The organism is Ectothiorhodospira marina, from assembly GCF_900109495.1.
Lineage (GTDB): Bacteria > Pseudomonadota > Gammaproteobacteria > Ectothiorhodospirales > Ectothiorhodospiraceae > Ectothiorhodospira > Ectothiorhodospira marina.
This window is the reverse complement of the sequence record NZ_FOAA01000013.1, coordinates 1-12,203: the sequence shown is the minus strand read 5'-3', so window position 1 is coordinate 12,203 and position 12,203 is coordinate 1. Positions and strand designations below refer to the sequence as shown.

Sequence of the window (12,203 nt, the reverse complement as noted above, 5' to 3'; positions counted from 1 at the left end):
CATCCTCGATGTGGATGAACTTCAACACGGCAAACAGCACGTTTCGCCAACTGCTGGGTAATGGTCTGAGCTATCGGGTTCCCCCTTTTCAGCGTGACTATTCGTGGTCCGATGATGAGTGGGATGACCTCTGGCAAGATATCGTTGCGCTATTTGAGGAGGATGGAGAGCTTGCCCACTACATGGGCTATTTGGTGTTGCAGTCCTCCGACAGCAAACGCTTCGATATCATCGACGGGCAGCAGCGGATCACAACCATCAGTGTGATGATCCTTGCCGGGCTGGCCTATCTCCAGGATCTGGTGGCGGCGGGTCATGATGCCGAGGATAATCTGCGCCGAAAGGAGTTTCTCCGTAATGCCTACATCGGTTACGTGGACCCTGTGACGCTGATCCCGCGTTCCAAGCTGGAACTGAACCGTCATAACAACCGCTTTTACCAGACTTATCTCGTGCCTTTGGAGCAGCTGCCGCAGAGAAATCTGCATGCCTCCGAACATCAGCTGCGCAAGGCATTTGTCTGGTTCAAGGAGCGATTTCTCCAGCGCTTTGGTCGCACTCCGGACAGTGGGCGGGAGTTCGCAGCCATGCTGGATGGCCTGGTGGACAAGCTATTCTTCACCGTCATCACGGTGACGGACGAACTGAACGCCTTCAAGGTCTTCGAGACCCTGAATGCCCGTGGTGTGCGTCTTTCTGCTACTGATTTGCTCAAAAACTATCTGTTCTCGTTGATCAGTAGTGGGGAGTTGCACGAGACAGAGATGAAGGCGCTGGAAGACCGTTGGGAGCGCATCGTGGGCTTACTGGGGAGCGAAAGTTTCCCCGAGTTCCTGCGGGTATTCTGGAATAGCCAAAACAAGCTGGTGCGTAAATCGGAGTTGTTCAAGACCATTCGCCGTCGCGTGACGACACGAGACCATGCCTTTGAGTTGGTGCGCCAGCTGGATCATTCAGCCGAAACCTATGCGGCGCTGCGGGACCCCATGCATCAGGGCTGGCAGCGTGAAGAGCGCGAAGCGCTTCAGCAGTTGTTGATGTTCAATGTTCGTCAGCCGCTGGCCATGCTCATGGCGTGTTATCGCTGTTTCCACGATGCGGACCGCGCGAGCTTTACCCGGATCCTGAGGGCTGTGTCGGTGGTATCACTGCGCTATAACGTGATCTGCAGTCTGCAAACCCATGAGCAGGAGCGCGTCTACAATGAGATGGCCCGCAAGCTAAGTGGGGGTGAATACACAGGGCTCAATCATGTGCTCATGGCATTGAATGAGGTTTATCCTGATGACAGGGCGTTCAAGGCCGCGTTTACCGTCAAGGCACTGAAAACCACGAATACGCGTAACAAGAAGGTCGTGCGGTATATCCTGTTCGAGTTGGAGAGGCAGCGCTCGGGGCTGGATCTGGATTTCGAGAGTAGCGCCTACAATCTGGAGCACATCCTGCCAGAGAGCCCCTCTGAAGCCTGGAATGCCATGGATGATCATCAGCGGGAGCGCTGCGTTTATCGTCTAGGCAACATGACGCCGCTGGAGGCGACTGCAAATCGGGATCTTGGCAATGATGGTTTTGCGGTCAAACGAGAGGCCTATCTCAAGAGTCAATTCACGATCACTCGCGCCATTGCGGAGCGATATGATGAATGGGACGAAGCGAGGATAGAAGCACGGCAAAGAAAACTGGCTGACTTGGCCGCGACCATCTGGAAAATCAACTGAGTCGATGGCGAGGTGAACTGCTCAAGCCCATGGCTGACCTTCGGGAACCAGCGGTGGGGTGCGGCGGCGCGGGGCGTTGACCCGATGGATTTCCATCAGCAAATCATCCAGACAGGGGGCCTGCCACGAGCTTATCCTCCATCAGGGGCATGACAGCGCCCCCATACTTGAGGTTTAATGTAGGCTTTCCCGGCACACCTGCGCCGCGGTCGGCGGGGCGGGTTTTCAGCCGCCCGGACCGCATGCCACAGAGGTTCTATACGACATGCAACAGACGGCCAACCACCACGACGCCGAACGCGTGGTGGGCTACACGCTACACGGGCGCCGTTACCTGAATGTGACCAATCGCTGCACGCTGCGCTGCGCCTTCTGCCCCAAGTTCAACAAGACCTGGGACGTGCAGGGCTACGGCCTGCGCATGCACGCCGACCCCACCGTGGCCGAGATGATCGAGGCCGTGGGCGACCCGGCCCAGTGGGATGCGGTGGTCTTCTGCGGTCTGGGCGAGCCCACCTTGCGACTGGAAGACATCCTCGAAGTGGCCCGTGAGGTCAAGGCGCGGGGTGCCCGCAGCGTGCGCATCAACACCGATGGCCTGGCCAACCTGGTCCACGACCGTGACGTGACCCCGGAGATGGCCGGCTGCATCGATGCCCTGTCCATCTCGCTGAACGCACAGGACGAACTCACCTACGAGCGCCACTGCCGCCCCAAACTCCCTGGCAGCCATGCTGCCCTGCTGGACTTCGCCCGCAAGGCCCGGGCCCATGTGCCCGAGGTCACCCTCACCGCCGTGGATGGCCTGGCAGGCGTGGACATCGCTGCCTGCGAGGCCATCGCCCGGGATCTGGGCGTGGGTTTCCGGCGCCGTGTGCTGGACAAGGTGGGTTGACCCGTGGGGTTGAGTGACCGCGTCAACACCCTGGGCCGTGACCTCAAGGCCCGTTTCGGCCAGCGAGTACACAAGCTCACCGTGAGCGCCGGGTTCGTCTGTCCCAACATGGATGGCACCCGCGGCCGCGGTGGCTGCACCTTCTGCAACAACGACAGCTTTGCACCCCAGGGGCAGGACGGTGGCGAGGTGGCCCGTCAACTCCAGGCCGGCCGCGAGATCATTGTCCGGCGCAACGGCGCCAGCCTGTATCTGGCCTATTTTCAGGCCTACACCAACACCTATGCCGAGGTGGATCGCCTCAAGCACCTCTATGATGCCGCCCTGGAACAACCCGGCGTGGTGGGGCTGGCCATCGGCACACGCCCCGACTGCGTGCCGGACAAGGTGCTGGACCTGCTGTGCGCCTACCGGGATCAGGGCTATCTCATCTGGCTGGAACTGGGTCTGCAGACCGCCTTTGACGAGACCCTCAACCGGGTTAACCGGGGTCATGGCTTCGGCGAATACAAGGACGCCGTGCGCCGTGCCCGCCGTCGCGGACTGCTGGTGTGCACCCACCTGATCCACGGCCTGCCCGGCGAGACGCCCTGGCACCAGCGCGAGACCCTGAGCCGGGTGCTCAACGAGGGCACCGATGGCCTCAAGCTCCACCCCCTGCACGTGGTGCGCGGCACGCAACTGGCCCGTCAGTGGCGCGCCGGAGAGTACCGCCCCTGGAGCCTGAACGAATACGTGAACACCGCCGTGGACCTTATCGAGATGACCCCACCGGAGGTGGTGTTCCACCGCCTCACCGCCACCGCCCGCGAACCCCTGCTGCTGGCCCCTGACTGGTGCGCCAGCAAGTGGAACGCGATCAATGGCATCGAACAGGAACTCACGCGCCGGGGCACCCGTCAGGGTGCGCGCCATCCCTACCCAGACAGTCACCTTCCCGGAACCCAGGAGAGTTGTTGATGAACCCACAACGTATGGAGCTGGTCTGCCCTGCCGGTGGCCTGCCCGCGCTGCGTACAGCGGTGGACCACGGCGCCGACGCCGTCTACCTGAGCCTGCGCGGCGAGACCAATGCCCGTAACTTTCCGGGCCTGAATTTCGACCGCAAGGCACTGGCCAAGGGCATCGCCTATGCTCATGGCAAGGGCACCAAGGTGTACATGGCCCTGAACACCTATCCGCAACCGGATATCTGGAAGGCTGCCACCGAGGCGGTGGATGCCGCCGCCGCCGAGGGTGTGGATGCCGTCATCCTGGCGGATCTGGGCCTGATGCGTCATGCCGCTGACAACCATCCGGATCTCACCTTGCACCTGTCCGTGCAGGGCTCGGCCACCACCGCCGAGGCCCTCAACTTCTACCACGATCGCTATGGCGTGCGTCGCGCTGTGCTGCCGCGGGTGCTGTCCCTGTCCCAGGTGGCCCAGGTGATCGAACGCACCAAGGTGGATATCGAGGTGTTCGGCTTCGGCAGCCTGTGCGTGATGGTGGAGGGCCGCTGCATGCTCTCTTCGTATGCCACCGGTGACTCCCCCAACACCAAGGGGGCCTGCTCTCCGGCCCACTCCGTGCGCTGGATCGAGACCGATCGTGGCCGCGAGGCCCGCCTCAACGGCGTGCTCATCGACACCTTCCGGGAAGGCGAGAGCGCCGGATATCCGGTGATCTGCAAGGGCCGCTATCACGTGGGCGACGGCGAGGACACCGTGTATGCCATCGAGGAGCCCACCAGCCTGAGCACCCTGGACATCCTGCCCGACCTGCTCAAGGCGGGCGTCAAGGCCATCAAGCTGGAAGGCCGCCAGCGCAGCCCCGCCTACGTGGGCAAGGCCACACAGGTGATGCGTCAGGCCCTGGATGCCGTACACGCCAACCCCGACAACTACACGCCGAAGCCGGAATGGGCCCAGCAGCTCGCCGGCATGTCCGAAGGACGCACCCAGACCCTGGGTGCCTTGCACAGAGCCTGGCAATGAAACTTTCTCTGGGACCGATTCAATATTACTGGCCCCGCGAACGGGTCATGGACTTCTACAAGGCCGTGGAGGCCGCCCCGGTGGACATCGTCTACCTGGGCGAGACGGTGTGCTCCAAGCGCCGCGAACTGCGCCCTGCCGACTGGCTGGAACTGGCCGATCGCCTGAGCGCAGCCAGCAAGACGGTGGTCATGTCCACTCTGGCCCTGATGGAAGCGGAATCCGAGCAGTTGGCCCTTGAGCGCCTGGTGAACAACGGCCGCTACATGATCGAGGCCAACGACGCCACCGGCCTGGGCCTGTCCACGGGCAAGCCCTTCGTGGCCGGCCCCCACATCAACACCTACAACGCCGGGACCCTCAAGGAACTGGCCGATGTGGGTGCGGTGCGTTGGGTGATGCCCGTGGAACTGTCCCGGGACATCCTGGCGGCCATGCATGCAGCCCGCCCTCAGGGGCTGGAGACCGAGGTGTGGGGCTTCGGGCGTCTGCCCCTGGCCTTTTCCGCCCGTTGCTTCACCGCCCGGGCTCGCAACCTGCCCAAGGACAACTGCGAGCTGGCCTGCATCGACTATCCCGGCGGGCTGTCCATGTCCACCCAGGACGGCAACGATTTTCTCAACATCAACGGCATTCAGTTGCAGTCGGCCGATCCCGCCAATCTGATCCACGCCGTGCCGGAACTGCTGGACATGGGCGTGGAGGTGCTGCGCATCTCCCCGGAACCCGAGGGCACCGAGCAGGTGATCCAGGCCTTCCGCGACTGCATCGAGGGCACCCGCTCCTCGGCCCAGGCCATGGAACAGATCAAGGGCCTGTATCCGAGATTTTCCAATGGTTACTGGAAGGGCGAGGCCGGCATGAACTGGCAGGAGAGCTTATCGGCATGAGCACCCGGCCCTGCCGGGTGTGGAGCGAGCCCACTGCGCCGGGTTCCGTGCAGGCTGCGCGAGATCGTCTCCATCTTGAGGGCTGCGTGGCGGCGGACGAGGCGCGGCTGCGGTTTCACCGCTATCAGCCCACCGCCAGTCTGGGGCGGTTCGAGGCGGTATGCCAAGCCGTGCGCGAGGACTACTGCGCCGATGCCGGCATCCCCGTGGTGCGCCGCCTCACGGGTGGCGGTGCCCTGTATCTGGCCCCCGAACAGTGCTGCCTGAGCCTGAGCCTGCCCCGGCATTGGTTGGGGGAAGGGGATACCCTCACCGCCCTGATGGCCCGTCTCAACCGGGCCCTGGCCCGCGCCCTGCAAAGCCTGGGCGTACCCGCGCGCACGGCGTTTCCCAATGACCTGGAAGTGGACGGCCGCAAGCTGGGGTCGGGCTTCCTGGCCATGGATGCCGAGGCGGTGCTCTACCAGGCGGTGCTGCTGGAAGACCTGGATACGGAAGTGCTGCTTAAGGTGCTGCGCGCCCCCCGGGAGAAGCTCAGCAGTCAGGGCATCCTCAGCGCCCGTCAGCGCTTCATCACCCTGCAGGAACTCTCTGATGCGGCCCCCCATATGGAGGCCGCCAAGGCGGCAGTGACCGAGGCCCTGATGAAAGAGCTGGCCCTGGAGCCGGTGGCCGCGCCGCCTGATCGCTGGATGGCTCTGGATCAGGGCCGATCACCTCCGGCGGTGGATCCGGGGCTGCTGGAGGACTGGTCCGATCAGCACCAGGATCATTGGGAGGCCTTCCTGTCCACCGCCGGTGGCGTGTTGAACCTGCGACTCACGCCGGATGCAGAAGGCCGTGTGATCGAGAAGGCCGTCTTCGCCGGTGCCGTGCATGTCTCACCCCCCGACCTGTTCCGCTCCCTGGCCGATGCCCTCACCGGTGCCCCGCTGGACGCCGCCGAGGTGCGTCTGATCCGCCGTCTTCGCACCGAAGCGGGGCAGACGCCGGGTTTTGGGCCCGATGAGTTGTCCTTGCTGCTGCGCCTGGCCCTGGGGCGTCGCTCCGAGCAGGCCCTGGGGCTGTCCAACTGGCAGGCCAATCGTTTGATGGTGCACCGGGTGACCGGCAACGAGACCGCCCGGCAGATCCTGGATCGTGCCACGGTGATGCTGGTGCCTTATTGCGCCAAGCCGGCCTGGTGTCGATGGCGTCACGAGGACGGCTGCCCCGAGTGCGGGGCCTGCGAAGTCGGTGAAGCCTATCGTTTGGCCCGGGAGCGCGGGCTGGAGGTGGTGACCATTACCCAGTATGAGCATCTCTGTGATGTACTGGAACAGATGCGGGCCCGGGGTGTGCCAGCCTACGTGGGCATGTGCTGCCGCCACTTTTACCTCAAGCGCATCCACGCCTTTCGTCATGCGGGTATGCCGGCGGTGCTCATGGATATCAGCGGTTCCAACTGTTATGAGCTGGGGCAGGAGGACGAGGCCTATGAAGGTCGTTTCACTGCCGAGGCCCAACTGGACGGGGAACTGCTGGAGAAGGTGATGGTGTGGGTGCCGAAGCTACCCGATTCGTCGTGACTGTTCAGTCGTTTTCACGACGCACGGTCACTTCCAGTTCGCCATCCATGGTTTCCTGGATATGGAATTCGATGGGACTGCAGCAGGTGGGGCAGTCCTCCACGTAGCTGTCACCCATCTCCAGGATATCCACGCGGGTTTCGAAGGTCTCGCCGCAGTGGGGGCACTGGGTGGTAATGAATTCGAGCGGATGGGTCATGTTTATCGGCTCCTCTTGCCCCTCACCCCAACCCCTCTCCCCTCTGGGGAGAGGGGTTCAAAGTTTTTCTGGTCTCCCTTCTCCCCTTGGGGGAGAAGGGGCGGGGATGAGGGGGGAGCGGTGGGCAAATCCCCCATCACCCCTCCAAAAACATCCCCACCAGATCGTTGAGATACCGCCGCCCCAACTCTGTGGCCACCAGCCGATCAGAAAGGTCCGCCAGCAACCCCCTCTCCACCGCCCGGCCTCGCACGGGTTCCAGAACCCCCGATTCAAGCCCGGTGTGGGCGGTGAACATCTCCACCGCAACCCCCTCCCTCAAGCGTAGCCCATTGAGCATGAATTCAAAGGCCGCGTCCGCCACCGTGAGGGCGCGCTCCCCGGCGACAGCAGATCCCGCTCGGGCCTCGTCCATGAACGCCTGGGGCTGACGTTGCTTCCAGCGACGGAGGATTCGCCCCTCGCCAGGCAGTGTGAGCTTGCCATGGGCGCCGGCGCCGATGCCCAGGTAATCGCCGAAGTGCCAGTAATTCAGGTTGTGGATGCATTCCCGCCCGGGCAGGGCATGGGCCGACACTTCGTAATGGGCATACCCTGCCGCCTGGAGTCGCTCATCCCCCGCTTGCTGCATATCCCACTGGGTGTCTTCATCCGGCAACGTGGGCGGCGGATGGGTCGCGAAGCGGGTGTTGGGCTCCAGGGTCAGCTCATACCAGCTCAGGTGTTCGGGGCGCAGCGTCAGGGCAGTGTCCAGATCCTGCAGGGCCTGAGCCAGGCTCTGCCCCGGCAACCCGAACATCAGATCCAGGTTCAGGTTGTCAAAGCCCGCCGCCCGGGCCGCTGCCACGGCCCGATGGGCCTCATCCCCGGTATGAATCCGCTCCAGCCGCTGCAGCAGCCCATCATCGAAGCTCTGCACGCCGATGGAGAGCCGGTTCACCCCGGCCTCGCGATAGCCCCGGAAACGGTCCTGTTCCACCGTGCCGGGGTTGGCCTCCATGGTGATCTCGATCCCCGGGCGGCAGGTGAGCCGGGCGCGGATGGCGCTCAACAGACCGTCGATGGCCTCGGGGCTGAACAGGCTGGGGGTGCCTCCGCCCAGAAAAATGCTCTCCAGGCGCCGACCCCATACCAGCGGCAGGTCCGCCTCCAGGTCGGCGACCAGGGCATCCACGTAATCGGCCTCGGGGATGGACTGCGCCGCATGGGAGTTGAAGTCACAATAGGGGCATTTGCGCACACACCAGGGCAGGTGAATGTACAAGGACAACGGCGGCGAGGGGTGGGAGGCGAACATCAGGCCATCCCGGTCAGTTCGGGCCCGACAGGGCCTCCAGTCGGGCCAGGAAGGCGCGCAGTGCCTGCCCCCGGTGACTGCGGCGATTCTTCTCATCACTGCTCATCTGCGCCGCCGTCATGCCCAGCTCGGCATCCAGGAAGATGGGGTCGTAACCATGCCCGCCCTCACCGGCGGGCCCGGGTGCGATCATGCCCTCCCAGCTGCCTTCGGCGATGATGGGTGAAGGATCCTCGGCGTGGCGCAAAAAGGCGATCACGCAGCGAAACCGGGCAATGCGGCCCGAAGCAGGGATTTCCCTCACGGCCTTGAGCAATTGCGTGTTGTTCTCCTCGGCTGAGGCGTTGGGACCGGCATAGCGGGCTGAATAGATCCCCGGAGCACCGTCCAGGGCATCCACTTCAATGCCGGAATCATCAGCCATGGCGGGCAGGCCGGTGTGGGCGGCGGCGTTGCGGGCCTTGAGGATGGCATTCTCCACAAAACTCAGGCCGGTTTCATCGGCCTCGGGGACCTGAAAGTCCGACTGAGGCACCACCTCGTGGCCGCTTTGGGCCAGGAGTTGCGCGAATTCCCGAACCTTGCCCGGATTGCCGGTGGCCAGCACGATCTTCATGTTGAACCTCTGGTCTGGATAAGGGGGACCTTACAGTGCCAGCGCTGCCTGCTGCGCGGCAATGATCTCGCCGATGCCCTTCTGAGCCAGTTGCAGCATGGACTGCAGCTCCTCCGGACGGAAGGCGTGGCCCTCGGCCGTGCCCTGCACCTCGATGAAGCCACCGGCCTCGTTCATCACCACGTTCATGTCGGTCTCGGCCTCGGAGTCTTCGGGGTAATCCAGGTCCAGCACCGGCGTGCCCTTGTAGATGCCTGCCGACACCGCGGCCACACTGCCGAACAGCGGGTTGCGCTTGAGCTGCCCCTTGGACTTCAGGGCTGCGATGGCGTCCACCAGGGCCACGTAACCGCCGCTGATGGAGGCGGTGCGGGTGCCGCCGTCGGCCTGGATCACGTCGCAGTCCACGGTGATCTGACGCTCACCCAGGGCCTCCAGGTTCACCGCCGCCCGCAAGCTGCGGCCGATCAGGCGCTGGATCTCCACGGTGCGGCCGCCCTGCTTGCCCCGGGCCGCCTCGCGGGGCACCCGGTCATGGGTGGCCCGGGGCAACATGCCGTATTCCGCTGTCACCCAGCCGCGCCCCTTGCCCTTGAGGAAGGGGGGCACCCGCTCACTCACCGACGCGGTGCAGATCACCCGGGTATTGCCGTACTCCACCAGCACCGAGCCTTCGGCGTGGGAGGTGAACCCTCGGGTAAAACGGACGGTTCGCAATTGATCCGGGGCGCGGCCGCTGGGTCGCATGGGGTGCTCCTGTTGGGAAATGGTGGGAGAGTATAACCGTCTTGGCGGGCTTACGTCGGGCAGTCGCCCGGGCTGTTTCCGAGCGGCCCGTAATCATCCCCAGGACAATCACGCAAAATTTGAACTGGTACGCTGTTTGTCGGCTGTATTGGCGCTTTAATCGGTAAGATCCATCGTCGATACAAGGATAGGAGATCCTCATGCGCTACAGACCCGTCAAGGAACAGGGAGCAGTCCTGATCGTTTCACTGGTGATGCTGTCACTGGCCACGCTGATTGGCGTGAGCGGGATGAGTTCGGCCCATCTTCAGGAACGCATCGCCGGTAATCAGAAGCAGGGCACGGATGCGTTCATGGCGGCAGAGACAGGGGTGGCTGAGGTGCTTCGGGCAAGCCGCGAGGTGGTGCATTGGCCCGATGTGGACGAACTCCTCACCCGGTTGAGTGGTGAAGGCCCCCATCCGTTACCCGACGGCCAGACCGCCCAATGGTGGATCCCTGAGCGCCCCGAGGCCAGTGGTAGCACCATGAGCGTGCTTGTGGCAGGAGGCGTGGGGAGCACCGCCGCCCAGCGAACCCTGAAGATCACCTTGGGGACTGGTTTCGGCGGACCTCATCCTGAGGGGGCCTATCATTGCTTTGGGCCTGCCTGCACCAGTCGTGCCGAAGAGAACTTCGACTTGGGTGACCTGGGGCTGGCTTTTGATGGTCGCCTCTGGCCGCTGCCTGACAGGGAAGACGGCTACACCTGCGAATCCGGTCAATGCCCCGAGGATCCACCTCATGCCGTGGAAGACGCCCTGCCTTTACCGGGATTGTTCGCGATTCTTGAGGGGAGCGGTGCCGACGGCGCGGCTCCGCGCGAGGTGGCGCATTCATCGGATCAGGTACAGGGCCAGCCAACCCCCATACTCGTCAGTGATGGCATGAGCACGGGAGGGGGCGGCGATGCTAATGGCACTCTGGCCGAGGATTGGCGGAATTATGTGAATCAACTCATCAGCCATCCAGACCGTAAGCATGTGATGCTGGATGGAGACACGGCCAATACAGTGAATGGTGTGTCAGTTAAGGGTGAAACGGTCTATGTGCAGGACTTCATGGGCAGCCACGAGGCACCGCGCATCCATTATGTGGAAGGGGAGGGGAGCATCGGCCTTGGTGGGCATGAACATGGCGCCGGCATCCTGGTGATTTCCGATGCGATCACACTCACCCCAAGCAGCGGAACCTCGGTAACCTTCGAGGGCTTGGTCATTCTGCTTGAAGGAGCGCAGTTGGAGGCGAATGAGGCAACGGTGAACATCTTCGGCTCGGTGGTTTCCCTGGCTGGTGAAGATGGCAACTTATTCGACGACCTCTCCGGCAACATCAACATCCGCTACAGCCCCGAAGCCATGGATAATCTGCGTGAACACGGCCTATGGGACGCCGCCGTTACACATCCGATGATCACCGCCTGGCAGGAGGTGATGTAGGGGCAAGCGGCAAAAAGGGGACAGATTTATTTTTACTCCGTTTTTCCGAGTAAAAATAAATCTGTCCCCTTTTTGCCCTTTTTGCCCTACCCAGGCGGCTGCAAAACCATTGTGGAACCCCGTATCTGGATGTCGAAGCGACTCAGGTAACTCATCCCCAGCAAGGCAAAATCCCCCTCCATTCCCGGCGTGATGACGCCGCGCACCGAGCGGGCCGCCAGATCACCCAGTCGCACATCGTCCAGCGTGGTGAGATGCCCCTGCACCCGGCCATTGGCCGTGTTGAACGTGGCCCGGTGTTCCCTGGGCAATCCCAACCGCTCAGCCAGGTGCGTGGGAACGGCCACGTAGGTGGCGCCGGTATCCAGCAGGAACTCCACGGGCTCCCCGTTGATCCGTCCGGTGGCCACAAAGTGCCCCGCCCGGTTGCGCTCCAGCGTGACACTGCCCTCTCCGTTACCCAGACTTTGCACCAGATGGGTGTTAGGGTTGCGTTGCCCGTCCAGCACGCCCTGATACACCCACGTGCCCGTGCCCAGGGCCAGCACCCAGAACAGGGTCAACATGATCAATCCGGCCCGACGGCCGGGGGGGGCCTGGTTCATCGGCGAAGGCCTGCGTATTCCATCGAGTACATCCCTGTTGGAGCGGACGGGACCACCGGATGTTCCCGCGCCATGAGGTGAATACCTGTCCCCTAAGAAAATGAGGTCTGTCCCCATTTTGACCCAGCGCGCGACAAGCCCCGCCGTTCAGGGCGGGGAAGGATAGCGCGGACGGCGTAGCCGTCTTTGGGTTTCAGTTAGGTGTCTGCTGCTG

12 protein-coding genes are annotated in these 12,203 nt (G+C 63.3%); 7 read left to right on the top strand and 5 right to left on the bottom strand.

Annotation, left to right across the window (positions count from 1 at the left end; genetic code table 11):
• Positions 1 to 8: 8 nt before the first annotated feature.
• The 6 genes from BMY52_RS11140 to BMY52_RS11115 all read left to right on the top strand — a co-directional run bounded on the left by BMY52_RS11140 (position 9) and on the right by BMY52_RS11115 (position 7,047).
• Positions 9 to 1,718, top strand: a complete 1,710-nt coding sequence (locus BMY52_RS11140; protein WP_218140428.1) for a DUF262 domain-containing protein — start codon at positions 9 to 11, stop codon at positions 1,716 to 1,718.
• Between the two features lie 265 nt (positions 1,719 to 1,983).
• Positions 1,984 to 2,613: a TatD family nuclease-associated radical SAM protein gene (locus tag BMY52_RS11135; RefSeq protein ID WP_090254413.1), complete on the top strand. Its 630-nt coding sequence runs from the start codon at positions 1,984 to 1,986 to the stop codon at positions 2,611 to 2,613.
• A gap of 3 nt (positions 2,614 to 2,616) precedes the next feature.
• Positions 2,617 to 3,573 (top strand): tRNA modification radical SAM protein MnmL/YtqA, encoded by a 957-nt coding sequence (gene mnmL / locus BMY52_RS11130; RefSeq protein WP_090254411.1) that lies wholly within the window; start codon positions 2,617 to 2,619, stop codon positions 3,571 to 3,573.
• A 14-nt stretch (positions 3,574 to 3,587) separates the two neighbouring features.
• Positions 3,588 to 4,589, top strand: coding sequence for a ubiquinone anaerobic biosynthesis protein UbiU (gene ubiU / locus BMY52_RS11125; protein WP_425429235.1), 1,002 nt, complete (start codon positions 3,588 to 3,590; stop codon positions 4,587 to 4,589).
• Positions 4,586 to 5,479 (top strand): ubiquinone anaerobic biosynthesis protein UbiV, encoded by an 894-nt coding sequence (gene ubiV, locus BMY52_RS11120; protein WP_090254407.1) that lies wholly within the window; start codon positions 4,586 to 4,588, stop codon positions 5,477 to 5,479. The genes ubiU and ubiV overlap by 4 nt, the downstream gene beginning before the upstream one ends.
• A complete protein-coding gene (locus BMY52_RS11115; protein WP_090254405.1) occupies positions 5,476 to 7,047 on the top strand; it encodes a lipoyl protein ligase domain-containing protein in 1,572 nt (523 codons plus the stop codon). The genes ubiV and BMY52_RS11115 overlap by 4 nt, the downstream gene beginning before the upstream one ends.
• Positions 7,048 to 7,051: 4 nt before the next feature.
• Here BMY52_RS11115 and BMY52_RS11110 read toward each other — a convergent pair whose 3' ends face one another.
• The 4 genes from BMY52_RS11110 to rph all read right to left on the bottom strand — a co-directional run bounded on the left by BMY52_RS11110 (position 7,052) and on the right by rph (position 9,906).
• Complete coding sequence (locus BMY52_RS11110) at positions 7,052 to 7,246, bottom strand: CPXCG motif-containing cysteine-rich protein (protein WP_090254403.1); 195 nt, start codon at positions 7,244 to 7,246, stop codon at positions 7,052 to 7,054.
• 136 nt (positions 7,247 to 7,382) lie between these two features.
• Positions 7,383 to 8,543 (bottom strand): radical SAM family heme chaperone HemW, encoded by a 1,161-nt coding sequence (gene hemW, locus BMY52_RS11105; RefSeq protein ID WP_090254401.1) that lies wholly within the window; start codon positions 8,541 to 8,543, stop codon positions 7,383 to 7,385.
• Positions 8,544 to 8,556: 13 nt separating this feature from the next.
• Positions 8,557 to 9,159, bottom strand: a complete 603-nt coding sequence (gene rdgB, locus BMY52_RS11100) for an RdgB/HAM1 family non-canonical purine NTP pyrophosphatase (RefSeq protein ID WP_090254400.1) — start codon at positions 9,157 to 9,159, stop codon at positions 8,557 to 8,559.
• A 30-nt stretch (positions 9,160 to 9,189) separates the two neighbouring features.
• Complete coding sequence (gene rph / locus BMY52_RS11095) at positions 9,190 to 9,906, bottom strand: ribonuclease PH (RefSeq protein WP_090254398.1); 717 nt, start codon at positions 9,904 to 9,906, stop codon at positions 9,190 to 9,192.
• 200 nt (positions 9,907 to 10,106) lie between these two features.
• Here rph and BMY52_RS11090 point away from each other — a divergent pair, with 200 nt between their 5' ends.
• The gene (locus BMY52_RS11090) at positions 10,107 to 11,384 is read left to right on the top strand and encodes a pilus assembly PilX family protein (RefSeq protein ID WP_090254396.1); all 1,278 of its coding nucleotides are present in this window, start codon (positions 10,107 to 10,109) and stop codon (positions 11,382 to 11,384) included.
• Between the two features lie 86 nt (positions 11,385 to 11,470).
• On the opposite strand, the gene BMY52_RS11085 is transcribed toward BMY52_RS11090, so the two are convergent.
• Positions 11,471 to 11,989 (bottom strand): retropepsin-like aspartic protease family protein, encoded by a 519-nt coding sequence (locus tag BMY52_RS11085; RefSeq protein ID WP_090254394.1) that lies wholly within the window; start codon positions 11,987 to 11,989, stop codon positions 11,471 to 11,473.
• Positions 11,990 to 12,203: the final 214 nt, after the last annotated feature.

Coding starts and splice junctions, on each gene's coding strand:
- BMY52_RS11140 (WP_218140428.1), top strand. CDS start 9: ATGTGGATGAACTTCAACACGGCAAACAGCACGTTTCGCCAACTGCTG.
- BMY52_RS11135 (WP_090254413.1), top strand. CDS start 1,984: ATGCAACAGACGGCCAACCACCACGACGCCGAACGCGTGGTGGGCTAC.
- ubiU (WP_425429235.1), top strand. CDS start 3,588: ATGGAGCTGGTCTGCCCTGCCGGTGGCCTGCCCGCGCTGCGTACAGCG.
- ubiV (WP_090254407.1), top strand. CDS start 4,586: ATGAAACTTTCTCTGGGACCGATTCAATATTACTGGCCCCGCGAACGG.
- BMY52_RS11115 (WP_090254405.1), top strand. CDS start 5,476: ATGAGCACCCGGCCCTGCCGGGTGTGGAGCGAGCCCACTGCGCCGGGT.
- BMY52_RS11110 (WP_090254403.1), bottom strand. CDS start 7,246: ATGACCCATCCGCTCGAATTCATTACCACCCAGTGCCCCCACTGCGGC.
- hemW (WP_090254401.1), bottom strand. CDS start 8,543: ATGTTCGCCTCCCACCCCTCGCCGCCGTTGTCCTTGTACATTCACCTG.
- rdgB (WP_090254400.1), bottom strand. CDS start 9,159: ATGAAGATCGTGCTGGCCACCGGCAATCCGGGCAAGGTTCGGGAATTC.
- rph (WP_090254398.1), bottom strand. CDS start 9,906: ATGCGACCCAGCGGCCGCGCCCCGGATCAATTGCGAACCGTCCGTTTT.
- BMY52_RS11090 (WP_090254396.1), top strand. CDS start 10,107: ATGCGCTACAGACCCGTCAAGGAACAGGGAGCAGTCCTGATCGTTTCA.
- BMY52_RS11085 (WP_090254394.1), bottom strand. CDS start 11,989: ATGAACCAGGCCCCCCCCGGCCGTCGGGCCGGATTGATCATGTTGACC.